We start from the raw sequence: 24,432 nt of genomic DNA, 5'->3' as shown, positions 1-24,432 counted from the left end.
GACCTGCCCAACCACGGAGGTGCCCCGCGCGTTCTCCCCTGCGTCAACCTCATAGCCACACCCAACCCTCCAGAGCTACAGATGGAAAAGGCTCCTGGTCAGCAGTCTGTCGCGCACCGTCGGCCACTCGTCGGCGAGCAGGCTGTAGTACAGCGAGTCCCGACGCGTACCGTCCTGGCGGACCATGTGGCTGCGCAGCGTTCCTTCGTAGGTCAGGCCCAGTCGCGACAGGGCGTTCTGGGACCTCTCGTTGAGGTTGTCGGTGCGCAGGGCGACTCGGGTAAGCCCCAGGTCGTCGAATGCGTGGCCGAAGAGCAAGAGCTTGGACTCGGCGTTGTAGGGGCCTCCCCAACAAGAGCGATCGAACCAGGTCGCACCGATCTCGGCGCGGCCCTGGGCCAGGTCGAGCTCGTACAGACTGGTCGAGCCGATCACGGCCCCGTCGGTCAGGCGTTGGACCGCGAAGCACCGCCGCGTCGGATCCGTCAGCATCCGGTCGAGCATCGCGCGCATCTGTGGCAGGGATTCCGGGCGCGGTCGCGGCATCCACCGCCAGACCTCCGGATGAGACGCGGAAGGAAACAGCGCCTCCGCGTGGTCAACGGACAGCGGGGTGAGACGGGCGATGCGACCGGTGAGGGAGCCGTTACTCATCACGCCACGGTAGAGGAGTGAGACGCCCGAGGGGTGACCGATGGCCTCGCCGCCTTGCCCATAGGGCAGTTGGGAGTGGGGACCGCTCCGTCCGGTCCCAACCGATCCTGGCGAACCAGCACTTGGAGAACACGGTGCCCGCCCGGACGCCGAGCGCTACCCGCACCTACGCGCGTACCGATGCGCGACCCGCGCCCGGCCCTTGCGAAACGGTCGAGCCCGGCCAGCTCGGCACCGCCACCGCGAGCCGGGCCAAGGACCTGTCGTTCGTGAGCGGTGAGCTGAGGCGGCGTCATGCCACCGGGAAATACGGGTGGATGATCGATCCCGAGCGCATGGGCATGGCGGGGCACTCCATCGGCGGCGACAGCACCGCGCGCGCCTTGGCTTCCGACGACCGGGTGCGGGGCGGGCATGAATACGGACGGCACGTTCCATGTGCCCATCCCGGCCGCCGGGCTTCGGGGCAGGCCCTTCATGTTCCTGGGCAACACCGCTCGCCGACCCGCTCGGGACAAGACCACGCGGAGCTATGTCGGCGCCTTCTTCGACCGGCGTCTGCGCGGGATCCGGGAACCGTTGCTCGACGGCCCCTCAAAGGCCAACCCGATGCAGTCCCTCGGCAGGTCCCAGGGGGCGCCGCTGGCCCTCTTGGCGTTGGCGACGAATTCGTTACTCCTGCTGCGCCCCGTACTCCTGGCATGGTCTTCCTCCTTGTTCGGACGGTTGCGTTCCGGCGCGTTCGGCGCGTTCGGCGCGTTCCGGCATCGGTGCCGACAGCGATGCCGGCTCGCCGCGGGGCCGGGTGGCTCTCCCCCCGTGGCAGAGCCACCCGGCCGGTCTGGCGGGGTCAGTTCAGGGACGTCAACGGGACGGAGAACAGGACCCGTTCAGGGATGGCGGGCGGGTGCCACTTCGCGTCGGCGGCGGCCGCCCATTCGGTCAGCGACCAGAGCTGGCCGGTGCGGTCGGCGAGGGCCATGCCCTCGGAGTGCTGTGCCCAGCACGCCTGCGGGCGGTCGGAGCCGCAGTCGTGGGCGGAGGTCGCGCCGCGGGTGGTCAGTCGCCACATGATGCCGTGTTGGCCGCGGCCACCGCGGGCGTCGGCGGCGTACCACACGCCCTGGTGCGAGACGGCGCCCTGGAGGCCGACCGCGGCGGTGCGGTACGCCTCGGTCGCCGGGGCGTGGCCCTTGCCGTCCGTGGCGAGGGGCGCGGCGCTGTCGGGGGCGGCGAGGCGGTAGCGGAAGAGTCGGGCCGGCTGGCTGCCGCCCGAGGAGAACCACTCGTTGGCGACGATGCTGGGCGCGCCGGCGCTGCGGTCCAGGGAGACCGAGGCGAAGCAGGGCGTGCCGTGACCGGCGGAGGAGTCGCAGGCGGAGGTGAGGCTGTACGAGCCGATGGCGGGCATGACGTACTGGAGGCCGTGTGCCGCGTAGCCGCCGGAGACCTTGCCGATCGCCGAGCTGCGCACGGTGGCCCGCAGGAGGTGCTTCATCGAGAACACATACAGGGCGTTGCGGTGGGCGTCGCCGTTGGCGGCGGTGACGATCAGCTTGTCCCCGTACCAGGCCATGCCGCCCAGGTGGGAGCCGAGCTTGGCGAAGTTGTGGCCGCCGTCGGTGGGGACGGCCAGCAGCGCCCAACGGTAGCTGAGGGCCTCGGGGTTGTTCGCGTTGACGAAGGCCACGCGGGCCAGTCCGTCGTCCCGCGCGGGTCCCTTGGCGGCGTTGTGCGTCCAGCCGGACAGGATCACCTTGTCCGGGCCCCAGGTGCCGTTGTCGGTCGCGCCTTCGGAGGTGGTGACCGACTGCGGTAGCCAGTCCTGGGTGGTGGCGTCGCCGTGGTCCCAGCAGTACGCGGCCGCGGCCTTGGGCGCCAGGGGCAGCGCGGCGGACTCCGTGTGTGCGCAGTCCGCCGCGTTGCGCATGCGGTGGTTGGCGCTGTTCAGGACGGAGTGCACGCTCGCGTGCGCCAGCAGTCCGTCCAGCGTCGACAGCGTGTGCGGGCTCACCCGGTGCTCGGTGAGCGTCAGTTTGGCGCGCTCGGCCGCGGAGGTCAGCGGGAGCAGCGGGCCCGGATTGCCGCCGGGTGCGTGCGGTGCGGCCTGGGTGCCGGTGGCCGGCAGCAGCGCGGCGCCGAGCGCCAGCAGTGCCGTCGCGGCGCACCGTGGGGCTCGTGTCATGTGCGTATCCGATCTCCTGGTGCGGTGGTGAGGTGTCGGGCGGGGCCGGGCCGGGTGTGCGGCCCGGCCCCGCGCCGTGGCGCGGTCAGCGGATCGGGGCCCAGCTGCAGTCCTCGATCTTGGCGCCCTGGTAGCTGCACACCTTGATGTTGATGTGGCCGGCCGGCGACTGCGGCAGGCGGCCCCAGCCGCAGTGGCCGCTGGCGCTGGGGTCGTTCACCTTCAGCAGGACGGTGCCGTTGCCGGGGTCACCGTGCGTGGGCCGGTAGATGTAGCCGCGCGTCCCCCAGCCGTCGGCCTTGTCGTCGCAGACGCCGATCTCGTGCTTGGCCTCGAACCACTTGGCGTGGCCGGAGTTGTCGCGGGTGTAGACGGTGAGGTCGTTGGCCGTCGCCGTCTGGGCCATCCCCACAAGGCCCATCCCCGCCAGTACGAGCGCCGCCGGAACCTTGTACTTCGCGAATGTCATGGTCGCCCCCTTGTTCGGACCGGACCCGGGATCGGGCCGGTTGTCCGTGGTGTCGGTTCGGTCTTCCTGGACGGTCGGCGCGGTGGATCTGCCGCGGGCCGATCGCTGACATCGACCTTGGGGCGGCCGGGTATTGTCCGAAAGCCCTGCTCGCACAGGACAGACAAGTCGTTCAATGGAGCGGGGGGAACGAGCAGGCGATCGGGGGAGGTTGCGGTGACGGGTGCGCAAGGGGGCCGGCTGGGAAGGCCGGAGCGGCCGGTCGATCCGACCGCGGGTCCCGTCCAGCGGCTGGCGTGGGAGCTGCGGCAGTTGCGGCGGGAGGCCGGGACGCCCAGCTACCGGGTGCTGGCCAGGCGGGCGCACTTCGCGGCGAGCACCCTGGCGGAGGCGGCCAAGGGCGAGCGGCTGCCGTCGTTACCGGTCGCGGTGGCGTACGCGCGGGCCTGCGGGGGCGACGCCGCTCAGTGGGAGACCCGGTGGCGGGCCGCGGCCGCGGAGTTGGACGCCGAGGGGGATCCGGACGCGGACGGGGAGGGGGCCCGCTGCCCGTATCCGGGGCTGGCCGCGCTGACGGCGACGGACGCCGAGGTGTTCTTCGGTCGTTCGGAGCTGGTGAAGGAGGTGCTGCTGCGGGCGGAGAGCGAGCCGTTGGTGGCCGTGGTGGGGGCGTCGGGCTGCGGCAAGTCCTCGGTGCTGCGCGCCGGGTTGCTGCCGGAGCCGGTCGACGGCCGTCATGCGCTGGTGCTGGTGCCCGGCGCCGGGCCGCTGTCGGCGCTGGCCACCGCCGTGGCGCGGCTGACCGGCGGCGAGGCGGAGCGGCTCGGTCGCCAACTGGCCGCCGACCCGGCGGCGTCGGCGCTGGCGCTCGGCACCTGGCTGGCCGGGCGGCCGGAGGACGAGCACGTCCTGGTGGTGATCGACCAGTTCGAGGAGACCTTCACGCTGTGCGCGGACGAGGGCGAGCGGCACGCGTTCCTGGCGGCGGTGGCCGAGTTGTGCCGCGCGAGCACCCCCCACATCCGCACGGTGATCGCGGTCCGCACCGACTTCCTCGCCCACTGCTGCGCCCATGAGGCGCTGATGTCCGTTCTGCGCACCGGCGCCCGGCTCCTCGTCGGCCCGCCCACGCGCGGCGAGTTGCGGGACATCATCGCCCAGCCCGCCGCCGCTGCCGGGGCGAGCGTGGAGCCCGGCCTCGTCGAGGCGGTGCTGGCCGACGCCGGGGGTCAGCCCGGCGCACTGCCGTTGGTCGCGCACGCCATGCGCGAGGTGTGGCGGCGCCACGAAGGAGTCACCTTACGGCTGGCCGACTACCGGGCGAGCGGCGGTATCCGCGGCGCCATCGCGCAGACCGCGGAGCAGTTGTACGCCACCGTGCCGGCCCGTCAACAGGACGCCCTGCGCGCGCTGTTCGTCCGGCTCACCGCCCTGGGCGAGGGCACCGAGGACACCCGGCGCCGGGTGCAGCGGGCCGAACTCGACGGGCTGGCCGAGCCCGCCGTCCTGGACGCGCTGCTGCACCGGCTCGCCGCCGCCCGCCTGATCGTGCTGGCCGACGACACCGTCGAGGTCGCCCACGAGGCCGTCATCCGCGCCTGGCCCCGGTTGCAGGGCTGGCTCACCCGCGACCGCGACGCGCTGCGGACCCACCGACAGCTCACCACGGCCGCCCACACCTGGCAGGATTTCGGCCGCGACAAAGGGGCGTTGTACCGCGGCAGCCAGTTGAGCACGGCCCGCGCCTGGGCCGAGGGCGAGCCGGCGGCGCTGAACGACCTGGAGGGCGCGTTCCTGGCGGCCAGCATCGCCGCGGACCGGCGCCGGGTGCGCGGCACCCGCGGCGTGATCGCCACACTCAGCCTGCTGCTGGTCCTCGCCCTGGTCTCCACCACCGTGGCCCTCTGGCAGCGCAGCGCCGCCGAGACCCAGCGGAGCATCGCAATCTCCCGCGAACTGGCGGCGCGTGCCGACAACTTGGCCGTGCAGCGCCCCGAGGCCGCGATGATCGTGGCTCTCCAGGGATACCGGCAGGCCCGTACGGCCGAAGCGCGCAGCAGCCTGCTCAGCGCCTACGCCCGCTACTACACCAACCAACTCACCGGCCACACCGGTGCCGTCGACGCGGTGGCCTTCTCCCCCGACGGGCACACCCTCGCCACCGCCAGCAGCGACCGCACCATCCGCCTCTGGGACACCACCTCCCACAAGGCGACTGCCACCCTCACCGGCCACACCGACGCGGCGATCGGCGTCGCCTTCTCCCCCGACGGCCGCACCCTCGCCACCGCCGGCAACGACCACACCGCACGCCTGTGGGACGCGGCCACGCACCGGGAGACCGCCACCCTCACCGGCCACAGCGGCAAAGTGGAGGGCGTGGCGTTCGCACCGGACGGCCGGACGCTGGTCACCGCCGGCAACGACCACACCGTCCGGCTGTGGGACGCGGCCGCGCACGCCGCGACCGGCGTCCTGACCACCGACTCGACCGTTTTCGCCGTGGCGTTCGCCCCCGACGGCCACACGGTCGCCGGCGCGGAGACCGACGACAAGGCACACCTGTGGGACGTGCGCGACCGACGGCAGACCGGTGTCCTCAACGGCCGTGCGGGGGTGGTGGCGACGACCGCGTTCGTCTCCACGGGCCGGCAGCGGGCCACGTTCGACCACGGTGACGCGGTGGCGCAGTGGACGCGCGGCGGCCGCCCCGCCCTCACGCCCGGCACGGATGCCGCGCAGGTGGTGGCGACCACGCCCGACGGCCGTGCCCTGGCCGCCGTCGACCCCGACCGCACCGTCCGCGTCTGGGACCTCACCACCGGAAAACCGACCGCCGTACTACCCCAACCCACCGACGGGGTCCGCGCGTTGGCACTCAGCGCGAACGCCCGCACGACGGCCTCCGTCGGCACGGACGACACCGCCCGCCTCTGGGACACGACCACCCACCGGCTCACGGCGACGCTCACCGGCGTCCCCGGCCCGGTCAGCGCCCTGGCGCTCAGCGCGGACGGCCGCCTGTTGGCCACCGCCGGCTCCGACGGCACGGCCCGCCTCTGGGACGTGCCCGCCCGGCGCCAACTGGCCACCCTCACCGGCCACACCAACACCGTCAACGCCCTCGCCTTCAGCCCCGACGACCGGACGTTGGCCACCGCCTCCACCGACCACACCGCACGCCTGTGGGACGTGCCCTCCGGCCACCCCGAGGGCACCCTCACCGGCCACACCAACTCCGTCTACGGCCTGGCCTTCAGCCCCGACGGACGCACCCTGGTGACCACCGCCGCCGACCACACCGCGCGCCTGTGGGACGTGCGCTCCCAACGCCCCACCGGCGTCCTGACCGGCTCGACGACCCCCCTCGTGGGCGCCTGGTTCTCCCCCGACGGCCACACCCTGGCCACCGTCAACAGCGACCGCTCCGCCCACCTTTGGGACATCGACGCCACCGACGTCGCCCGCCGCACCTGCACCGTCATCGACACCCAACGCTGGTCCCGCCTCCTCCCGGACCTGCCGGCGGCCGGGGTATGCCGGTAGAACTCCTGGCGGCCGGCGCCTCCCCCGACGCCGAGAGCGCCGGCCTGGGCGCAGAGGGCACGCCGCTGTGCGCGGCCGCATGCTGGGGCCACACCGAGACGGTACGCACACTGCTGGCCCACGGCGCCGACCCCGACCTGCGGGAAGACCACGGCACCGGCCGATCCCCCATGTCCTGGGCGAACGACGGCCCGTACGGACCACACCACGAAACCGCCGCCCTGCTGACCGCGGCGGGCGCCGGCACCACTACGGAAAACCTCGGGGCCGGGGAAGTGCCTTGACCGACCAGGAGTGCCGGGTCCTGGCAGTCCTACGTTTCCTTGAGGGTGAGGCCGCCCGTTCGCCGCTACGCGCCCACTCCCAGGAAGCGCAACACGGCGAGCACCCGTCGGTGGTCGCCGTCGGCCTTGGGCAGGTCCAGCTTGGCCAGGATGCTGTTGATGTGCTTGGCCACCGCGCTCTCGCTGACCACCAGTTGGGCGGCGATCCCGGCGTTGGAGCGGCCTTCGGCCATCAGTGCCAGCACCTCGCGCTCGCGCTCGGTCAGCCGTTCCATCGGGTCGCTCGGGCGTCGTACCAGCAACTGCGCGACCACCTGCGGGTCCAGGGCCGTGCCGCCGGTCGCGACGCGGCGGAGCGCCTCGATGAACTCCTCGACGTCGGCGACCCGTTGCTTGAGGAGGTAGCCGATGCCGCTGGTGTGGGCCGCGAGCAGTTCGGCCGCGTAGCGCTCCTCGACGTACTGTGACAGCAGCAACACGGCGGTTTCCGGGCGCTGTTGACGGATGACCAGGGCCGCCCGCACGCCCTCGTCGGTGAAGCCGGGCGGCATGCGGACGTCCACGACGGCGATGTCCGGGCGGTGCTCCTCCACCGCCCGCAACAGCCCGTCCGCGTCGCCGGCCTCGGCGACCACCTCGAACCCGGCCGTCTCCAGGACCTTGACCAGTCCGATCCGGAGCAGAACGGAATCCTCGGCTATCACAGCGCGCTGGGCAGCGTGCACGGCAACTCCACGGTGATGACGGTCGGGCCCCCTGGGGGGCTGTCGATGGCGAGGGTGCCGTCCACCGAGGCCACGCGCCGCGCGAGCCCGGTCAGGCCGGTCCCTCCGGAGGGGTCGGCCCCTCCTCCACCATCATCGGCGACGCGCACCCGCAAGGTCCCACCGGCCCGTTCCGCCACCACCTCGGCGTGACGGGCCCGGGCGTGCTTGGCGACGTTGGTCAACGCCTCGGAGACGACGAAGTACGCCACCGCCTCCACCGCCGGCGCGGCGCGCTCGGCGACGTCCACGCTGACACGGACGGGCAGGGGTGCGCGGGCGGCGATGCCGGAGAGCGCGGCGTCCAGGCCGCGGTCGTCCAGGACGTGCGGGTGCAGTCCGCGCACCAGGTGGTTGAGCTCGTCCAGGGCCTCCTTCGCCGCGCGGTGGGCCTCGTCGATGACGGCACGGGCCTCGGGCGGCAGATCGGTGAGGGTGGTCCGGGCCAGGCCCAGGTTGACCGCCATCGACACCAGCCGCTGTTGGGCGCCGTCGTGCAAGTCGCGCTCGATGCGCCGGCGCTCGGCGTCCGCGGCGGCCAGCGCCTCGGCCCGCCGCTCGGCCAGGTCCGCCACCCGCCGTGCCAACTCCTCGGCCCGGCTGGGCCCGAGCAGCCGCACGGCACTGACCGACTCCAGGCGGATCACGGCGCCGGTCAGCGACGGCAGCCAGGGCAGTACGGCCAGTCCGGCGACGGCGAAGAGCCAGCCGTCGACGTCCGCCCAGCGAGTGAAGGCCCAGTCCCGCGGCAGCACCCAGTACCAGGCGTAGAAGGAGATGCCGCCGATGCTGCCCAGCCACAGGGCGAGCAGCACGGCCTCCACGAGGCCCAACACCGGGCCGGCGAGCTGGTGGTAGCCGAGCTGGCGCCAGTACGCGCTGGTGCCCAGTCGGTGCCTGGCGCGCTCCAGTTCGTTGCGTCCCTGTACGGGCGCGGTGCGGGGGATCTCGGTGTCCGCGTACGCGGCGAAGCGGCGGCGCTGGAGCCAGGTGACGCCCGTGGTGGCCGCGGCGGCGAAGACCAACGGGACCAGGGCCCCGCGGGGGGCGAAGACGGCGGTGAGGCTGAACCACACCCACAACAAGAAGGCGGCACTGTGCAACAGGATGCCCGTGCACAGGAAGGCGAGCTGCGTTCGTATGCGGGCCAGGCGGCGCGGCCGCCCGTCGGATCGGTTCATGACTACGACGGTAAACGCCCAGCTCAGCGGCGACCATCACGCCAACTGCCGCGGTACGGGTGTAGCTAGCACCACCCCGAGTCGGACAGCCACGCTACTGACCGTGGCCGGCGCGGAACCCAGTCTTGTGGAGGAGCCCGACGGTCGGGCCCCTCAGCCAGGAAGGCGTCTTTCCCACCATGGCCCTCGTAGCCCTCATCTCCCCCGCCGACAGCGGCAGTTGCACGGTCGACTCCGCCGGGCACGACGGGCCCGAGCACCTCGACCCCGCGCGCCGTCGGCGGGCCCGCCGCTGGCAGGGCCGCATACTCACGGCCGCCGGCCTCACCCTCCTGCCCTGGCTCGGCTACCTCGCCGGCAGCCTGCCGCCCGCCCAGGCAGCCCCCTGGATCGCCCTCGACGCCCTGGAGGCCGCCGCCCTCCTCACCGCCGGAACCCGCCTGATCCGCGCCGACCCCCGCCACACCGCCCCCGCCACCGTCGCGGCAGTGCTCCTCCTCGCCGACGTCTATCTCGACCTGTCCACCGCGGCCCCCGGCCCGGCGCTCGCCACCGCCGCCCTCATGGCCGCCGCGACCGAACTGCCCTTGACCGCCCTGTGCGCCTGGCTCGCCACCCAACCGAGCGGGGGCGCGGGTACCCGGGACGCCCGGTCGTCGTAGGGCAATGCGACCCGTTCGGCGAACGTTCGTTACCGGCATCCGAGGGGTGTCGGGTCGGCCGGCATCGGATCGCCAGACAGTCGACCACCGGGCCGGACATCGCCGGGCAACCAGAGCAGTAGGACGCAAGCCGACCGCAATGCCCCTGCCGGGCTTGGACTTGCCGGTGATCTTGAGGTTTTCGAAGCGGTTGTCGTTGTCGGCCCTCGCGTTCCCCTGGGTGTCCGGCTGCGCGTCCGGCCGGGCATTCCGACACCGCGTCAGGGGCGGAGTTGCCCGGTGACGCGGTGGCCTCGGCGGCGACGGCCGGGGAGGAGAGCAGTAGGGCAGGCGCGATTGCCGTAGCCGCGACAACGGATGAAGTACGGGGACAGCTTCACGCGTACCCCGCTTTCCCGCGCGTGAAGCAGCAAACAGCCCGCAAAGCATGGAGGGGTCGAGGGATTCCCAGTCAGGGGGCGCCTGAGTGGGGAAGCATCGCCGGCCGGGCATCGCCCCCATGCCGTCAAATACCGGCAGGGAACGTCAAGTTCACGAGTCGCGTGGGGACGGAACGGGTGTGAGCATGGGGCACACGGCGCCCGGCGTCGCCGACCGGAACGACCCGCCACCGGCGTTAGCGAGGCGTTAGCCGGACAACGGTGGATCACCAGCGGCGGCCGGCAATCTGGTTCTCACGTACCCGCCACACCACTCCGAGAAAACGGGGAAAGCGCATGCCGCACCGCACCACGCTCCACCACGCCCGCAAGGCCGCCGCCGCCGCGGTGATCGCCATCGCAGCGTTCGGCCTCACCGCCTGCCAGGGCACCAGCGGCAACGGCAACGCCTCGTCTGCGCCTTCCTCGTCCTCGTCCTCGCCCAGCGCCTCCGCGGACACCCCGCAGGCCCCCGCTTCCACGGCGAGGACGAACCATGGCTCCGCCAAGACCGCGTCGTCGGACATGCACAAGAAGAGCGGCAAGAAGAGCGGGACGAAGTGCACGGACCGGATCAACTACGTGGGCGACCCGCGGTCCAACGCCGAGATCAACAGCATCGGCGAGAACACGGGCCACTGCCCCGCTCCGGAGAAGAGCGCCAAGCCGGCGGGCACCCCCAAGAAGCCCGGAGTGAGTTGCACGAACCAGGTCAACTACGCGGGCGACTCACGGTCCAACGCCGACATCAACGCCATCGGCGAGAAGACCGGTTACTGCCCGCCCGTCCAACGCTAGGGGGCTTCTGCAGTGGGTCGGCTGTCGCGGTATGTGCGTGCTCGCCGCGGTTGACCGAACCCACCACCTGGCCCGCTAGCGCCAATTGGCGGACCAGTGGAGCGAGTTGCGAACGGGAGTGGCGGCGGGCCGGACCAGTCACCGCAACTCCGGCCCGCCGCCGCCCGGTTCAGGAGAAGGACGCGTAGTCCAGCCAGGCGTCGAACACCGAACGGTCGCCCAGCACCTCGATTCCGGTGTCGTCCACGGACCGCCGGCGATACAGGGCCAGCAACAGCTCGGTGAGCGGGCCGCGCAGGGCGACCGCGGCCTTCTCGTGGGCGCGGCGATGGGCCAGCCGGTCGCCCGTCAGGTCCAGGATCCACTCGGCGTGCAGGCCGGTCGGGGAATCGGTGGCGTGCAGATGGATCGTCCGGCCGGGGCCGAACACGCCGTCGGCGTGCTCCGCCCAGCGCCCGGCCGCCTCCGGCAGGGCGCACAACTGGAGCCATTCGTCCAGGCAGTCGGCGGCGAGCTCCGGCGGGACCACGTAGTCGGCGCCGGCCGCGAGCGCGGCGTCGGCGCGGTGGATCACCGTCTCGTGGGCCATCCGACGGGCCCAGAACCCGGCCCGGTGATCCGGGGACCAGGACCAGACGGCAGCGTCCGGGCCGGCCTCGCGAAGCGCCGCCACGGCGCGCTCCGCACCCTCGACCAGCCAGGCATCGAGTGCCTCGGGACTGTCGTCGTCCGGCCCGGCAGCGCCAGGCACGTCGGCCGGGGAGATCAGGTCGGTGGCGCGGGTCGCGACCAGTTCCCCGGCCCAGCGGTGCGCTCCGCCGACGTGTCGGGCGAGCTCGGCCAGGGTCCAGTCGGGACAGGTGGGCACGATCGCGGTCAGATCCGCGCCGCGCAGCGCGGCGCGAAGGCGTTCGGTCTCGGCCAGCAGTTCCGCACAGTAGCGTTCGTGGTCGAGGGCCCCCTGCAGCGGGCCGGGCGGGGTCGCATGCGATTCCTGGGCAGTCATGCGCCACACGCTACTGCCCAACTTCCCTCCCCGGCCTCCCAATTGTGGGGCCGTGCCGCCCCTCCGGATCGGCCGGTCGGTTCCGAGGGCTCATCCCACGCATCAGCTGGCGCCGCATCGCGCGTCCGAGGGGCCTGTCGACCATGCGGTGGATGACGGCCGAGAGCAGCAGGGCGAACGCGGCCGCCACGGCCATCGACGGGAGGACACCAAGCCCAGGCACCTTCTGCAACAACCCCTTGGCAACGGGTATGCCGATGCTCTGGTGCACCAGGTAGAAGGGGTAGGTCAGCGCGCCGGCGGTCACCAACCACCGCGACCGGCACCGGGCGAGTGGGCCGACGCCGGCGAGCGCGAGGAGCGCGAGGAAGGCTGTCAGCACCGCGGCGCAGACGGCCCAGGAGAGCGCGCCCCCTTCGGCGGGTGGCACCGCGTGGGCCGTCACCCGGTCGTTGAGCACGGTGAGTTGGTAGCACCAGGCGAAGCCGGCCAGCAGCCACAGCACGAGGTTCGGCCCGAACCGGTGCATCAGGTAGAGCGCTATGCCCGTGACGAAGAGGCCCGCGTACTGGCTGACGGCGAACTCGTCGAGTACGGCCGAGTCGAGTTCGCGGGCGACGAGCGCGAGGGTGAGCCAGGCACCGCAGAAGGCGATCACGCGGCGATAGGTGAGCCCGATGAACAGCATGACCGCCATGAGCAGGTAGAAGCGGGCCTCCACCCAGAGCGTCCAGGCAACCCCCTCGATCAACTGGAGCCCCAACGGCCCCGGGACCATCGTCAGGTTCCCCAGTATCGTCCGCGGGTTGATCGGCGTGGCTGCCTGGAAACGCGCGAGCCGGGCGATCAGGACCAGGCCGACGACCATCAGCACAACGCACCAATACGACGGGAACAGCCGGGAGATGCGGGAGACGGCGAACTGCACGGGCGTGCGCCCCCAGCAGCTCATGCAGATGACGAAGCCGCTGATCAGGAAGAAGAACTCGACGCCCAACCAACCGTAGCGGCTGATCTCGTGCAGCGCCGGAGCGAACTGCCTGGGGTCGTTGTCTCCCCAGAAGTGCGGGGTCGTCGTGCCCACGTAGTGGTACGCGGCCACCGCGAGGGCGGCTACCAGACGCAGCCCGTCGATGGCGGCCAGCCGCGCGCCAGCGGCCGGCCCCCTCGTCGACTTCCGCTCGCTCCTTTGACCCTCGGGAACCTCGTCGAGCCCGACTCCCGGTCGGACGGATAGCGTCAAACTGCCTTTGCGCACGGTGAGTTCTCCAGAGCGGATGGCGAGGGTCGCCGAGCAACGCCCCCAACTATACTGTGCATGTATACACGGAACGAATAGAGAGAGGGTAGCCGGACCCACGGCATCAGCAGCGGCGGCGGTCGGCGGCACCGTGACAGCCGGAACCCCCAAGGTGTATCGATGGCGCCATGCGCGTAATCGGCCTGATGTCAGGCACCTCCTACGACGCCATCGAGGCGGCCGCCGGGGACCTCACCCTCGACGGCGACGTCCTGCGCCTGCGACCGCTCGGACACCTCTCCGTTCCCTACCCCGACGACCTGCGGAACCTCATCGCCGCGACGCTGCCCCCGGCCCCCACGACCGCGCAGACCCTCTGCGCCTTGGACACCGGCATTGGACGCGCCTTCGCGGCCGCCGCGGCGCGCGCCTCGCACGAACTGTGCGCCAACGCCGCCGACCTCGTCGTCTCACACGGCCAGACCCTGTACCACTGGGTGGAGGACGGGGCCGTCCGCGGCACGCTCCAACTCGGCCAACCCGCCTGGATCGCCCAGCGAACCGGCCTCCCCGTCGTCTCCGACCTGCGCGGCAAGGACGTCGCCGCGGGCGGGCAGGGCGCCCCGCTGGTCAGCATGACGGACACCCTGCTGCTGCGCGCGCTCCCCGGCACACCGGCGGCGCTCAACCTCGGCGGCATCGCCAACATCACCGTCGTCGCCACCGACACCGAACCGCTGGCCTTCGACACGGGCCCCGCCAACGCCCTCCTGGACGCCGCCGTCTGCCACTTCACCGGCGGCGCGGCGCACCACGACGAGGACGGGCGCCGGGCCGCCGCCGGCCGAACCGACCCCGACCTGCTCCGCCTCCTCCTCTCCGATCCGTACTACCGCCGGCCCGCCCCCAAGACCACCGGCAAGGAACACTTCCATCTCCCCTACCTACAACAGGCACTGCAGGCAACGCCGGGACTCGCCCCCGACGACGTCCTGGCCACCCTGACCCGCCTCACCGCAGTCACCGTCGCCGACGCCTGCCGCGCCCACCACGTCACCGAACTCATCGTCTCCGGCGGCGGTATCCGCAACCCCACGCTCCTGCGGATGCTCGCGAACGAACTCCCCGCCGTACCGCTCCGCCCGAGCGACGACCTCGGCCTGCCCTCCGACGCCAAGGAGGCGCTGGCCTTCGCCGTCCTGGGATTCCTCACCTTCAACGGGCTGCCCGGCGCCATCCCCGCCAGCACGGGCGCCCGTCAGGCCAGCCTCCTGGGGAGCATCACACCGGGCCGCTCGCCGCTGCGGCTACCCGAACCGGCGCCCCGTCCCCCACGCACACTGCGCATCACAACGTGAACGGAACGAGCATCCAGGCCGCTCCTTCCTCCACGGAGATCCGTCAGAAGCGCTAGCGCCCGCCGAGGCTGCTGCCGCCGTCGACGTCGAGGACGTGGCCGGTGACGAATCCCGCGTCGTCGGACAGCAGGAACTCCACTGCCGCGGCGACGTCTTCGGGCGTGCCCAGGCGCCCCATCGGGATCGAGGCGATCGCCTTCCGCTCCCCCTCACTGCCGACGGGCCGCGCGCGACGGAACAACTCGGTCGCGACGGGGCCGGGCGACACCGCGTTGGAAGTGATGCCGTCCGCGGCCAACTCCAACGCCCAGGTACGGGTGCAGCCGACGAGCGCGCTCTTGGCCGCCGCGTAGGACGTACGGTCCTTGGCGCCGTACGCCGCCCGCGAGGTGATGTTGACGATCCGCCCGAAGCGCTCCGCCCGCATGCCCGGCACCAGGGCCTGAACGACCTGGACCGAAGCGCGCAGACTCAGGTCCACCACCCGCTGTAACGTCGCCAGGTCGAGATCCTCGATGGGCTGGGGCTGGGCAATACCCGCATTGTTGACGACCCGACAGATGGCGCGCCCGCGGGTGGCCTCTTCCACCATGCGGGCGGTGTCGTCGACATCGGAGAGGTCGCACTGGAGGAAGGTGCCGGGGAACTCCTCGTCGGGCGCACTCCGGGCGATGCCGATGACTCCGTACCCGACCTTCGCCAACCGCTGGGAGATCGCCAGCCCGATGCCCTTGGTGGCACCGGTGATCAGCACGTCGTTCATGTCGCTCCTCCAACCATCCGTTATTTTCCGGCCGTTGCCCGTCCGATCACATGTCTCGATCGCAGGTCTCGCCTGCCGTCTGTCGCCCTCGGACGCGGCCGCGCGGGCAATCGTGCCATGCCGCCCCGCGCCACCGGGCCGGAAAACCGAGAGGTCTCCACACCGAAGCCCGGCTAGCATCCACATCCGAAGCCGCACCTCCGCCGTGCGTCGATCCCCCAGCCACCGATCCCGCGATCCCCCATCAAGGAATGCCGCCCATGCCGCGTCGCCCCACCGTTTCGATCTCCGAATTCGCCGTCTCCGACGGTGCGGCCGGCCCCTACGGAATCACCGCCGGACCGGACGGCGCACTGTGGTTCACCCTGGTCCACCAGGGCCGGATCGGCCGGCTCACGCCCGACGGCGCCGTCACCTCCTACCAGCTCGAATCGGCGTCGGGCGGCCCCTCGCTCATCACCACGGGGCCGGACGGCGCCCTGTGGTTCACCGAGTTCCGCGGCCACCGGATCGGCCGCATCACCACCTCCGGAGACATCACCTCGTTCCCGCTACCAACCCCGGACGCCGGGCCGTTCGGGATCACTACGGGCCCCGACGGCGCGCTGTGGTTCACCGAAACCACCGCCGATCGGATCGGCCGCATCACGCCCGACGGGGACGTCACCGAGTTCCCCCTCCCCCTCACGGGGGCCTTCCCGTCAGCCCTCGCGACCGGCCCGGACGACCGCCTCTGGTTCACGATGAACCAGGCCAACGCGATCGGCGCCATCGGACTCGACGGCGATGTCACCGTCCACCCGCTCCCCACCCCGGCGAGCGCCCCCGTCGGCATCACCGCGGGCACCGATGGCGCCCTGTGGTTCGTCGAGATCGGTGCCGGACGGATCGGACGGATCGAGCCGGACGGAAAGCTCGACGAATTCGCCCTGCCGGACAGCGGGTCACGCCCCCACGCCATCACCGCCGACGCCGACGGCACCTGCTGGTTCACCGAGTGGGGAGCCAACCGCATCGGCCGCATCACGCCCGACGGCCATATCGACGAGCACCCCCTCCCCACCCCGTCCTCGGAACCCCACGGCATCACCCAAGGACCGGACGGCGCCATCTGGACCGCCCTCGAAATCGGAACACTCGCCCGCCTCGCTACCCCCTGATCCGCAACCGCGCACGGTCCGGCGTTCGACGATCGCACCGGTGCGCCGCCTTGGCACGCGGGCCGATGCGGAATGCGGCCGCCCGCACGGAGTTGCTCCCTGGCTCCGTTGGAAGGTCAAGCCGGAGGGAGCCCTCTCGTGCTGATCGGGGAACTCTCAAGCCGCGCCGGGGTGGTCGGCGAGGGCTACCGCGGCAGGCCGGTGAGGATGTCGAGCATGGCGTGAACGGCCGGGGTCGGCTCGGCGGTGGTGGTCACGTAGACCTGGCGGGCCGTGCGGGGGGGTGAACGGCTTGACCGAAACCCCGTGCGTCATCATCGATGTCTTCACCCAGGCGATGGGCGACGGCTACCGAGCCGTGGGCGTCGTGGTGTTGACGGGTGCGGTGGTGATGGCCTGGTTCCGCCCGCGTCCGGGCGGAACCAAGGGGGTGGCAACGTAGCGGAGCGGCGGTTGCCTCGCCGGGCCCTATCCCTGTCGTACCGGGACGACCACCAGTTCGGCGACGTTGACGTGTGGGGGTGCGGAGACCGAGAAGGCGATGGTCTCGGCGATGTCGTCGGCCGTCAGGGGTTGCAGGTCGGACCGCATGCGGGTGAGCGCCGTCCGCATGTCGGGGTCCTGCATGTCCGAGCCCAACTCCGTTGCGGTGACGCCGGGTTCGACGTTGCGTACGCGGACGCCGCGCGGTCCCAGTTCGGCGCGCAGGTTGCGGGTCAGTTGGGCTACGGCGGACTTGGTGGCGCAGTAGACCGACCAGTTGGGGTAGAGGGCGTGGCCGGCGACGGAGCCGACGTGGACCAGGTCAGCGGGACGGCCCCGGGCCGCGGCGGCGAGGAGGTCGTCGGTGAAGGCGCGCGCCGTGTGCAGCAGGCCGCGCAGGTTGACGTCGATCATGCGGTCCCATTCGTCGGCGCGGCCGGCCTCGAAGGGGGCGCCGAGCATCACTCCGGCGTTGGCCACGACGAGGTCGACGGGGCCCAGGGTCGAGGTGACGGTGCGGGCGGCCGCGGCGGTGGCTTCGGGGTCCGCGAGGTCGACGGTCACCGGTAGGACGGCACCGGGGGTGGTGGGGCGGAGCCGTTCGGCCAGGGTTGCCAGGCGGGCTTCGCGACGCCCGAGCAGGGCGACGGAGGCGCCGGCCGCGGCCAGGCGACGGGCGGTGGCGGCGCCGATGCCACTGGATGCGCCGGTGACGACCGCGATCCGGTCGGCGAGGTGAGGGGCGTGGTGGCCGTTGCCGGTCGTGGGGTGGGGAGAGGAAGGAAAGGAAGGAGAGGAAGAAGTCATGGTGTTGAGGGTGCGGTAGGGGCCACGGGGGCTGCCAGACCATGCCTCTCCCGTGAGGCGGGATCGTAGGAGTCCCACGGCCACCTTCCGGGCTGTGCCGGACCGTTCGGGCATGTCAGGGTTGCGGTCATGGAGAACGCGAACCCGCTCGGGGAGTTTCTGCGTGCCCGTCGCGCACTGGTCAGCCCCGAGGACTCAGGGCTGTCGGCCACCGGCCGGCGCCGGGTGGCGGGCCTGCGCCGGGAAGAGGTGGCGATGCTGGCCGGGGTCAGCATCGACTACTACGTGCGGTTGGAACAGGGTCGCGAACGCAACCCGTCCGCCCAGGTGGTCGACGCGCTCGGCGAGGCACTGCGCCTGGACGACGACGCGATGGCGCATCTGCACCGACTGGCGCGCCCGATCCGGACACGGGGCCGCTCCCGGCCACGGTCGGACCGGGTCAGCCCGGCTCTGCTGCGGATGATGGCGGGGTGGCACCACACGCCGGCCGTGGTCCTGGGGAGCCGTCTGACCGTGTTGGCCCACAACGCCCTGGGACGGGCGCTGTTCGCCGGCCACACCCACAGCGACGACCTGGTGCGCCTGGTGTTCCTCGACCCCGACGCGCGGACGTTCTATCCGGACTGGGAACGGGTGGCCGTCAGCACCGTGGCGGGGCTGCGCGGTGCGGCGGGCGCCGCGGACGACGACCCGGAGTTGGTCCGAACGGTGGGCGAACTGTCCCTGCACAGCCCGGAGTTCAGTCGACTGTGGGCGCGTCATGACATCCGTCACAAGACCCACGAGACCAAACGCTTCCGGCATCCGCTGGTGGGTGAACTGACCCTGGAATACGAGTCGTTGACCGTCAACGGCGCTCCCGGGCAGCAGTTGGTCATCTACCAGGCAGCCCCGGGCAGCCCCTCGGAACAGGCTCTCTCCCTCCTGGGAAGCCTGGCCGCCGCCACCGCGCCGACCCCGGATCCGACGCCGGATCCGACCGCGGATCCGACGCCGTCCGAGAAGGTGACTCGCCGGGAGTGGTGAGCCGGCGGCTCCCAGCCGCCCGGCAGGCCCCGCAACGATCAGGCATCCCGCACATGTCCATCCTCCCTCAGGAGTCCGTTACATGGTCGTCCCCCAGTCTCCCGTCTGGTTCATCACCGGCTGCTCCACCGGTCTGGGCCGGGCGCTGGCAACCGCCGTACTCGCACGCGGTCACCGGGCCGTCGTCACCGCCCGCGACCCCGCAACGGTCTCCGACATCGTCGCCGAACACGCCGACCGTGCCCTGCCGTTGGCGCTCGACGTCACCCGGCCCGACCGGGTCCGAGCGGCGGTCGAGCAGGCGGAGGCGGCGTTCGGGCGCATCGACGTGCTGGTCAACAACGCCGGTTACGGGTACCTCGCCGCCATCGAGGAGGGCGAGGACGAGCAGATCCGCGAGCTGTTCGACACCAACGTCTTCGGCCTGGTCGACGTCGTCCGCGCCGTGCTGCCGGGCATGCGCGCCCGCCGCGCCGGCCATATCGTCAACATCTCCTCGCTCGGCGGCCTGGTCGCCTTCGGCGCCACCGGCTACTACCACGCCACCAAGTTCGCCGTGGAAGGGCTTTCCGAGTCCCTCGCCGCCGAGGTCGGGCCGCTGGGCATCAGGGTCACCCTGGTCGAGCCGGCCGCCTTCCGCACCAACTGGTCCGGCCCGTCCATGCGACAGTCCGCCCGGCACCTCGACGACTACGCCGCGACCGCCGGCGCGCGGCGCGCCAGCACCCTGGCCACGTACGGCCGGCAGCCCGGCGACCCGGCCCGCGCGGCCGAGGCGATCCTGCACGTCGTCGAGGCCGAAGACCCGCCGCTGCGGCTGCTGTTGGGGAAACTCGCCCTCGACGTCGTGACGGCGCGGCTCGACTCCCTGAAGGGCACGATGGATGCCTGGCGCCACCTCACGGTCGGCGCCGACTACCCCGAGGGGTGAGAACCCTCGGTCGGCACGGGCAGTCGCTGCCCGACTGACGACCGGGGCGCGCTGCGGGTCAGTCGCCGATGCCCGCGTCGCGGGCCAGCAGGGCGGCCTGGACGCGGTTCTCGCACCCCAGCTTGGCGAGGATGCGGCTCACATAGGTCTTGACCGTCGCCTCGCTCATGTGGAGTCGTTGGCCGGCGTCGGCGTTGGACAGGCCCATGCCCAGCAGCGACAGGACCTCCAGTTCGCGTTGGGTCAGGGTTTCCAGTCGGCGGCGGGCCTGGTTCCCACGGGCCGTCCGGCCGGTGGCGAGCGAGTCCACGACATGGCGGGTGGCGCCGGGCGAGAGGTACGCCTCGCCGGCCGCGGCGGCGCGCACCGCGCGGATGAGTTCCGTGGGTGCCGAGTCCTTCAGGAGGAAGCCCGCGCTGCCCTCGGTCAGCGCGTTCAGCACGTTGTCCTGCGCGCCGAAGGTGGTGAGGATCAGGACGCGGGTGTCGGGGACCGTCCGGCGCAGTTCGGCGAGGGCGGTGAGTCCGTCCATGACCGGCATCTGGATGTCGAGCAGGGCCACGTCGATGCGTTGGGAGCGGGCCAGTTCGATCGCTTCGCGACCGTTGGCGGCCTCGGCGACCACGTCGATGTCGTCGGCCGAGGTCAGGATCATCCTGATGCCTGCCCGGATGAGCGGCTCGTCGTCGGTGACAAGGACCCTGATCACGGCTCTCCTGCGCGGTTGGGAGCGTTGTTCGCTGCGGCCATCCTGGCATCATGCCTGACCGGCGACCGCGCAGGAGAGAGTGGGGCCCGTGCGGCTCCCGACCGGGCCCTCAGCGCCTGGCTTCGAAGGACTTCTTCTCGATCAGCTTGCCGTCCCGGAAGCAGAACCGGAAGACCGGATCCGAGTTCCAACTGGTGCTGTCCTCGGACGACATGAACGTGGCGCACGTGGCCCCCTTGGGTACCGGCGGTGCGCCCTTGGTCAGCCCGGTCGTCAGGATCGAGGTGCCGGACGGCAGCTCGGCCCGGGCCTCCGCCTCGGGTTGGCCCACCTTCAAGGCGTCGTACTTCTGTCGATCGATCAGTGCCTTGCCCGTCTCGCCCGCCAGGAAGACGGTGCCGAGGACCCCGGCGACCACCAGGAGCAGCAGGACCAGGACCAGACCTCCGCAGCCGATGGCCAGGCAGCTGCGGGTGGTGCTGCGGCCCATGACCTTGGCCAGTTCCTTGGGCAGAACGCTGTCGTCGGTGGTCGGAACGTCGCCGCCGGCCGTGCCTGTCGGGAACCGTCCGGGGAAGTCGGCGGCGGAGGGCGGCTCGGTGTCGCCCGGCGAGAGGGGCGGGGCGTCGCCTTCCGGGGAGGTGTAGGGCAGCACACCCGCCAGTCGGAAGCCACCGTGCGGCGTGGGCCCGGCGTGCACCATGCCGCCGATGAGCCGGGTCCGCTCCCGCAGTCCGGTCAGGCCCTGGCCGCCGCTCACCACGTCGTGGCGGTTGGCCGGTGGTTCGGGTGCCGCGCCGTTGGCGACCTCGACGATCAGCGCGTCCGGCTCGTACCGCAGCTCCACGGTGATCGGGGCGCCCGGCGCGTGCTTGTGGGCGTTGGTCAGACCCTCCTGGACGATGCGGTACGCCGCGTGGTCGGCGGCCGGGGTGAGCGGGCCCGGCATGCCGGAGCGCCGCAGGTCCACGGTCGCCGACGCGCCCCGGGACGCCTCCACCAGGGCGTCGATGCCGGCCACTCCGCGGGACGGCACCGTGGAGTGCTCGTCCGCGGTGGCCGCGCTGTCGCCGGGGACGGTGGGCTGGCCGGCGCTCTCCGCGCGGTCGCGCAGCAGCCCCACCACTTCGCGCAGTTCGTGCAGCGCGGCCACCGACGCCCCGCGCAGCACGCCGACGGCCTCCCGCTGCTGCCCGGACAGCGTGCGGTCCACCTCCAGCGCACCGGCGTGGACGGAGATCAGGGTGAGTTGGTGGCCGAGGCTGTCGTGCATGTCCTGGGCGATGCGCTGCCGCTCGCGCATCCGCGCCTGTCCGGCGATCATCATGCGTTCGCGCAACATCTGGGCGTTGTACTCGCGCAGGGTGTCCGCCAGGGTGCGGTGCTGCGACCAGTAGCGGCTGATCAGGCCCGGGATGATCACCGTCACCAGCAGCAGCGGTGCCACGGTGGCCAGGGCCAGCGGGAGCGAGAGGGTCCCCTCCGCCAGGAACAGCCCGAGGCCCAGGGCGTAGGCGGCGGCGAAGGTGCCGACCGCCTTGCCGACCGAGGTGATACGCCGGCCCGCCGACCAGGACGCGATCAACAGCAGCGGGGCCAGGCCGGAGAAGGCAGCCATGCCGACGGCGGTGGCCAGGAGCGTCATGGCGGGCAGCACCCGGCGCAGCAGGGTCAGCAGCGCGGTGGCCAGGCCGGCCGTGATCATCCAGGCGGTGTTGTTCAGCGGTCCCTGCAGCGCCTGGGTCAGCGCGGCCAGGAGTCCGAGCGCCACGCTCAGCAACGACTCGCCCACGATGCGCCAGGGGCTCCACATGGCGGGGGCGAGGAACTCCCTGGCCACGGAGGTCAGCCGGCGGGGCACCGCGCTCAACCAGGCCGCCAGGCGCGTCGGTACCGAGGGGGTCGTACGTTCTGTGCGCATCACGGGCCCACGTTAGAGCGTCGTCGGTCGGCTCCGCAGTCACCCTTGGTCGCGGCGGGGTCGCGACGAAAGTCGTTCCGGGGTGTCTGCCGGGTGAGCCGGCAGACACCCCGGCGCGCGGTCGGGTGTCAGGGGTGGGCCAGTCCGGTCTGGTAGGCGATGACCACGAGTTGGGCGCGGTCCCTGGCACCGAGTTTGGCCATGGCGCGGTTGACGTGGGTCTTCGCGGTGAGCGGGGTGACGTAGAGGCGTTCGGCCATCTCGTCGTTGGACAGGCCGGCGGCGACCAGGGTGACGGCCTCGCGCTCCCGCGGGGTGAGGGTAGCCAGGCCCGGTGGGATGTCGCGGGCGGGTGGCGCGGGTTGGGCCAGGAAGCGGGCGATCAGGGACTTGGTGGCGGTCGGGGAGAGCAGGGAGTCGCCCGCGGCCACCACCCGGATCGCGCTGAGGAGTTCGTCGGGGTTGATGCCCTTGCCGAGGAAGCCGCTGGCGCCGGCGCGGAGCGCCTCGGCGACGTATTCGTCGTTCTCGAAGGTGGTCAGGACCAGGATCCTCACGCCCGCGAGGTCCTCGTCGTCGCTGATCACCCTGGTTGCGGCGAGGCCGTCGAGGTCGGGCATGCGGATGTCCATCAGGACGAGGTCGACGCGGTGGCTGCGGGCCAGTTCGACGGCCTGGCGTCCGGTGGCGGCCTCGGCGACGACCTCCATGTCGGGGGTGGAGTCGATGAGCAGGCGGAACGTGCCGCGCAGCAGTGCCTGGTCGTCGGCGAGCAGGACGCGGATCGTCATGGGGTCGGGGCCTTTCGGTCGACGCGCAGCGGCAGTTCGGTGTGGATGCGGAAGCCGCCGGTGGGGCGCGGGCCGGCGGTGAGGGTGCCGCCGGCGGCCTTGGCGCGCTCGCGCATCCCGATCATGCCGTGGCCGGTGCCGGGGACCGAATCGGCGCCGTCGTCGCTGGTCTCCGGTGTGGTGGAGCCGTCGTCCTCGACGGTGATCCGCAGCGCGTCGGGGCGGTGGTGGAGTCGGACCCGGACGGGGACGGGGCCCGCGTGCTTGCGGGTGTTGGTGAGGGCTTCCTGGATGATGCGGTAGGCCGCGAGATCGGTGATCGGCGGCAACTCCGTTGGCCGGCCGACCCGTTCGACGGTGAGGTGGAGGCCGCTGTGGTGGAAGGAGTCCAGCAGGCCGTCGAGATGCGCCAGGCCGGGGGTGGGTTCGCGCGGGGCGGCCGGGTCGTCGCGGTACCGGAGCAGACCCACCGTGGTGCGCAGTTCGTCCAGTGCGGTGCGGCTGGTGTCGCGGATGCGTTCCAGCGCCTGGTAGGCGTGGTCGGGGTCGGTGCGCATCAGGTGGTGGGCGACGCCCGCCTGGGCGTTGACCAGGGTGATGTGGTGGGCGACGACGTCGTGGAGTTCCCTGGCGATGCGCAGGCGTTCCTCGGTGACGCGTCGGCGGGCCTCGGCTTCCCTGGTGCGTTCGGCCCGTTCGGCGCGTTCCAGTGCGGAGGCCAGGAGTCGGCGGCGACTCCGTACGGCGTCGCCGCTGGCCGCCGCCAGGCACATCCCGGCGATGACGGCCAGGTGTTGCCAGAGGTTGTCCAGGCCCGGCTCGCGGACGACGGAGGCGGCCAGCAGCACCGCGGCCGCGCAGCCGGCGATGCGCCAGGCGCGCCGCCGGTCGGTGCGCACGGCCACCGCGTGCACCGCGACGCCGGTGGCGATGGGGGAGGCGCCGGGGAAGGCCAGCAGCAGGATCTGGACGACGTTGACGGCCAGGGTCGCCGCGACGGCCGGGACCGGGCGGCGGGTGCGGGCGATCAGCGGCACGCAGGCGAACGCCAGGCCGCCGACGGACCACGCCATCGGGCTGTGGTGCCGGTAGGCGGTGCCCGCCGCCACCGGAGCGGAGAGGGCGAAGCAGGTCAACGCGGCGGCGAGGTCGGCCGCCTGTGGCCGGGCCCGCAACCATCCTCTGAGCAGGTCGATCATGTGCACTCCTTCACCGTACGCACCCGTCCGCACCCGGGGTCGGGCCCAGGTGCGGATCCGCGGACCTCGCCCC

The 24,432-nt window shown here is 72.3% G+C and carries 21 protein-coding genes and 1 pseudogene; 9 read left to right on the top strand and 13 right to left on the bottom strand.

Translation table 11 applies throughout. The features are described from left to right. Nucleotides 1–75: 75 nt before the first annotated feature. The 3 genes from ACIQU6_RS19370 to ACIQU6_RS19360 form a co-directional block, all read right to left on the bottom strand. Nucleotides 76–654 carry a GNAT family N-acetyltransferase gene (locus ACIQU6_RS19370; RefSeq protein ID WP_403482847.1) on the bottom strand — a complete coding sequence of 193 codons (579 nt, stop codon included), beginning with the start codon at nt 652–654 and terminating at the stop codon, nt 76–78. An 850-nt stretch (nt 655–1,504) separates the two neighbouring features. Beyond that, nucleotides 1,505–2,839, bottom strand: a complete 1,335-nt coding sequence (locus ACIQU6_RS19365; protein WP_403482846.1) for a hypothetical protein — start codon at nt 2,837–2,839, stop codon at nt 1,505–1,507. Between the two features lie 85 nt (nt 2,840–2,924). Next, on the bottom strand, nt 2,925–3,308 hold the full coding sequence (locus ACIQU6_RS19360) for a hypothetical protein (RefSeq protein ID WP_403482845.1): 384 nt from the start codon (nt 3,306–3,308) through the stop codon (nt 2,925–2,927). Between the two features lie 216 nt (nt 3,309–3,524). Between ACIQU6_RS19360 and ACIQU6_RS19355 the strand changes: the two genes are divergently transcribed. Both ACIQU6_RS19355 and ACIQU6_RS19350 read left to right on the top strand, forming a co-directional pair. Then, nucleotides 3,525–6,854, top strand: a complete 3,330-nt coding sequence (locus tag ACIQU6_RS19355; RefSeq protein ID WP_403482844.1) for a hypothetical protein — start codon at nt 3,525–3,527, stop codon at nt 6,852–6,854. A 2-nt stretch (nt 6,855–6,856) separates the two neighbouring features. Then, nucleotides 6,857–7,138: pseudogene (locus ACIQU6_RS19350) on the top strand (ankyrin repeat domain-containing protein); the annotation flags it as partial. 65 nt (nt 7,139–7,203) lie between these two features. Here the strand turns inward: ACIQU6_RS19350 and ACIQU6_RS19345 are convergent. Together ACIQU6_RS19345 and ACIQU6_RS19340 are read right to left on the bottom strand one after the other, a co-directional pair. Next, nucleotides 7,204–7,842, bottom strand: a complete 639-nt coding sequence (locus ACIQU6_RS19345) for a response regulator (protein ID WP_403482852.1) — start codon at nt 7,840–7,842, stop codon at nt 7,204–7,206. Then, on the bottom strand, nt 7,839–9,083 hold the full coding sequence (locus ACIQU6_RS19340) for a histidine kinase (protein WP_403482843.1): 1,245 nt from the start codon (nt 9,081–9,083) through the stop codon (nt 7,839–7,841). Before ACIQU6_RS19340 ends, ACIQU6_RS19345 begins: the two co-directional genes overlap by 4 nt. Nucleotides 9,084–9,262: 179 nt before the next feature. Between ACIQU6_RS19340 and ACIQU6_RS19335 the strand changes: the two genes are divergently transcribed. Both ACIQU6_RS19335 and ACIQU6_RS19330 read left to right on the top strand, forming a co-directional pair. Beyond that, a complete protein-coding gene (locus ACIQU6_RS19335; protein WP_403482842.1) occupies nt 9,263–9,745 on the top strand; it encodes a hypothetical protein in 483 nt (160 codons plus the stop codon). 716 nt (nt 9,746–10,461) lie between these two features. Further along, nucleotides 10,462–10,962, top strand: coding sequence for a hypothetical protein (locus tag ACIQU6_RS19330; RefSeq protein ID WP_403482841.1), 501 nt, complete (start codon nt 10,462–10,464; stop codon nt 10,960–10,962). A gap of 169 nt (nt 10,963–11,131) precedes the next feature. Here the strand turns inward: ACIQU6_RS19330 and ACIQU6_RS19325 are convergent, their stop codons facing one another. Beyond that, on the bottom strand, nt 11,132–11,968 hold the full coding sequence (locus tag ACIQU6_RS19325) for a maleylpyruvate isomerase family mycothiol-dependent enzyme (protein ID WP_403482840.1): 837 nt from the start codon (nt 11,966–11,968) through the stop codon (nt 11,132–11,134). 10 nt (nt 11,969–11,978) lie between these two features. Beyond that, nucleotides 11,979–13,226 carry an acyltransferase family protein gene (locus tag ACIQU6_RS19320; protein ID WP_403482839.1) on the bottom strand — a complete coding sequence of 416 codons (1,248 nt, stop codon included), beginning with the start codon at nt 13,224–13,226 and terminating at the stop codon, nt 11,979–11,981. A 170-nt stretch (nt 13,227–13,396) separates the two neighbouring features. On the opposite strand from ACIQU6_RS19320, the gene ACIQU6_RS19315 reads away from it, so the two are divergent. Further along, the gene (locus ACIQU6_RS19315; RefSeq protein ID WP_403482838.1) at nt 13,397–14,566 is read left to right on the top strand and encodes an anhydro-N-acetylmuramic acid kinase; all 1,170 of its coding nucleotides are present in this window, start codon (nt 13,397–13,399) and stop codon (nt 14,564–14,566) included. Nucleotides 14,567–14,618: 52 nt separating this feature from the next. Here the strand turns inward: ACIQU6_RS19315 and ACIQU6_RS19310 are convergent, their stop codons facing one another. Next, nucleotides 14,619–15,329, bottom strand: a complete 711-nt coding sequence (locus ACIQU6_RS19310) for an SDR family oxidoreductase (protein WP_403482837.1) — start codon at nt 15,327–15,329, stop codon at nt 14,619–14,621. A gap of 260 nt (nt 15,330–15,589) precedes the next feature. On the opposite strand from ACIQU6_RS19310, the gene ACIQU6_RS19305 reads away from it, so the two are divergent. Together ACIQU6_RS19305 and ACIQU6_RS19300 are read left to right on the top strand one after the other, a co-directional pair. After that, the gene (locus tag ACIQU6_RS19305; RefSeq protein WP_403482836.1) at nt 15,590–16,489 is read left to right on the top strand and encodes a virginiamycin B lyase; all 900 of its coding nucleotides are present in this window, start codon (nt 15,590–15,592) and stop codon (nt 16,487–16,489) included. A 292-nt stretch (nt 16,490–16,781) separates the two neighbouring features. After that, nucleotides 16,782–16,931: a hypothetical protein gene (locus ACIQU6_RS19300; RefSeq protein WP_403482835.1), complete on the top strand. Its 150-nt coding sequence runs from the start codon at nt 16,782–16,784 to the stop codon at nt 16,929–16,931. A gap of 26 nt (nt 16,932–16,957) precedes the next feature. Here ACIQU6_RS19300 and ACIQU6_RS19295 read toward each other — a convergent pair whose 3' ends face one another. After that, nucleotides 16,958–17,779 carry an SDR family oxidoreductase gene (locus tag ACIQU6_RS19295; RefSeq protein ID WP_403482834.1) on the bottom strand — a complete coding sequence of 274 codons (822 nt, stop codon included), beginning with the start codon at nt 17,777–17,779 and terminating at the stop codon, nt 16,958–16,960. A gap of 129 nt (nt 17,780–17,908) precedes the next feature. Between ACIQU6_RS19295 and ACIQU6_RS19290 the strand changes: the two genes are divergently transcribed. Together ACIQU6_RS19290 and ACIQU6_RS19285 are read left to right on the top strand one after the other, a co-directional pair. Further along, nucleotides 17,909–18,808, top strand: a complete 900-nt coding sequence (locus ACIQU6_RS19290) for a helix-turn-helix transcriptional regulator (RefSeq protein ID WP_403482833.1) — start codon at nt 17,909–17,911, stop codon at nt 18,806–18,808. Nucleotides 18,809–18,890: 82 nt separating this feature from the next. Then, nucleotides 18,891–19,739, top strand: coding sequence for an oxidoreductase (locus tag ACIQU6_RS19285; protein WP_403482832.1), 849 nt, complete (start codon nt 18,891–18,893; stop codon nt 19,737–19,739). Nucleotides 19,740–19,797: 58 nt separating this feature from the next. Here the strand turns inward: ACIQU6_RS19285 and ACIQU6_RS19280 are convergent, their stop codons facing one another. The 4 genes from ACIQU6_RS19280 to ACIQU6_RS19265 all read right to left on the bottom strand — a co-directional run bounded on the left by ACIQU6_RS19280 (nt 19,798) and on the right by ACIQU6_RS19265 (nt 24,359). Further along, nucleotides 19,798–20,448 (bottom strand): response regulator, encoded by a 651-nt coding sequence (locus ACIQU6_RS19280; protein ID WP_403482831.1) that lies wholly within the window; start codon nt 20,446–20,448, stop codon nt 19,798–19,800. 109 nt (nt 20,449–20,557) lie between these two features. After that, on the bottom strand, nt 20,558–22,369 hold the full coding sequence (locus ACIQU6_RS19275; RefSeq protein ID WP_403482851.1) for a sensor histidine kinase: 1,812 nt from the start codon (nt 22,367–22,369) through the stop codon (nt 20,558–20,560). A 128-nt stretch (nt 22,370–22,497) separates the two neighbouring features. Beyond that, nucleotides 22,498–23,160, bottom strand: coding sequence for a response regulator (locus ACIQU6_RS19270; RefSeq protein ID WP_403482830.1), 663 nt, complete (start codon nt 23,158–23,160; stop codon nt 22,498–22,500). Then, nucleotides 23,157–24,359 carry a sensor histidine kinase gene (locus ACIQU6_RS19265; protein WP_403482829.1) on the bottom strand — a complete coding sequence of 401 codons (1,203 nt, stop codon included), beginning with the start codon at nt 24,357–24,359 and terminating at the stop codon, nt 23,157–23,159. Before ACIQU6_RS19265 ends, ACIQU6_RS19270 begins: the two co-directional genes overlap by 4 nt. Nucleotides 24,360–24,432: the final 73 nt, after the last annotated feature.

The organism is Streptomyces sp. NPDC090442, assembly GCF_044769405.1.
Classification (GTDB): Bacteria; Actinomycetota; Actinomycetes; order Streptomycetales; family Streptomycetaceae; genus Streptomyces.
The sequence above is the reverse complement of the archived record's forward strand: the minus strand, read 5'-3'. Positions and strand labels throughout refer to the sequence as shown.

What these genes read in the sequence shown, in the direction of transcription:
- ACIQU6_RS19370 (WP_403482847.1), bottom strand. Translation starts at nt 654, where the DNA reads ATGAGTAACGGCTCCCTCACCGGTCGCATCGCCCGTCTCACCCCGCTG.
- ACIQU6_RS19365 (WP_403482846.1), bottom strand. Translation starts at nt 2,839, where the DNA reads ATGACACGAGCCCCACGGTGCGCCGCGACGGCACTGCTGGCGCTCGGC.
- ACIQU6_RS19360 (WP_403482845.1), bottom strand. Translation starts at nt 3,308, where the DNA reads ATGACATTCGCGAAGTACAAGGTTCCGGCGGCGCTCGTACTGGCGGGG.
- ACIQU6_RS19340 (WP_403482843.1), bottom strand. Translation starts at nt 9,083, where the DNA reads ATGAACCGATCCGACGGGCGGCCGCGCCGCCTGGCCCGCATACGAACG.
- ACIQU6_RS19335 (WP_403482842.1), top strand. Translation starts at nt 9,263, where the DNA reads ATGGCCCTCGTAGCCCTCATCTCCCCCGCCGACAGCGGCAGTTGCACG.
- ACIQU6_RS19330 (WP_403482841.1), top strand. Translation starts at nt 10,462, where the DNA reads ATGCCGCACCGCACCACGCTCCACCACGCCCGCAAGGCCGCCGCCGCC.
- ACIQU6_RS19325 (WP_403482840.1), bottom strand. Translation starts at nt 11,968, where the DNA reads ATGACTGCCCAGGAATCGCATGCGACCCCGCCCGGCCCGCTGCAGGGG.
- ACIQU6_RS19315 (WP_403482838.1), top strand. Translation starts at nt 13,397, where the DNA reads ATGCGCGTAATCGGCCTGATGTCAGGCACCTCCTACGACGCCATCGAG.
- ACIQU6_RS19310 (WP_403482837.1), bottom strand. Translation starts at nt 15,329, where the DNA reads ATGAACGACGTGCTGATCACCGGTGCCACCAAGGGCATCGGGCTGGCG.
- ACIQU6_RS19305 (WP_403482836.1), top strand. Translation starts at nt 15,590, where the DNA reads ATGCCGCGTCGCCCCACCGTTTCGATCTCCGAATTCGCCGTCTCCGAC.
- ACIQU6_RS19295 (WP_403482834.1), bottom strand. Translation starts at nt 17,779, where the DNA reads ATGACTTCTTCCTCTCCTTCCTTTCCTTCCTCTCCCCACCCCACGACC.
- ACIQU6_RS19290 (WP_403482833.1), top strand. Translation starts at nt 17,909, where the DNA reads ATGGAGAACGCGAACCCGCTCGGGGAGTTTCTGCGTGCCCGTCGCGCA.
- ACIQU6_RS19285 (WP_403482832.1), top strand. Translation starts at nt 18,891, where the DNA reads ATGGTCGTCCCCCAGTCTCCCGTCTGGTTCATCACCGGCTGCTCCACC.
- ACIQU6_RS19275 (WP_403482851.1), bottom strand. Translation starts at nt 22,369, where the DNA reads ATGCGCACAGAACGTACGACCCCCTCGGTACCGACGCGCCTGGCGGCC.
- ACIQU6_RS19270 (WP_403482830.1), bottom strand. Translation starts at nt 23,160, where the DNA reads ATGACGATCCGCGTCCTGCTCGCCGACGACCAGGCACTGCTGCGCGGC.
- ACIQU6_RS19265 (WP_403482829.1), bottom strand. Translation starts at nt 24,359, where the DNA reads ATGATCGACCTGCTCAGAGGATGGTTGCGGGCCCGGCCACAGGCGGCC.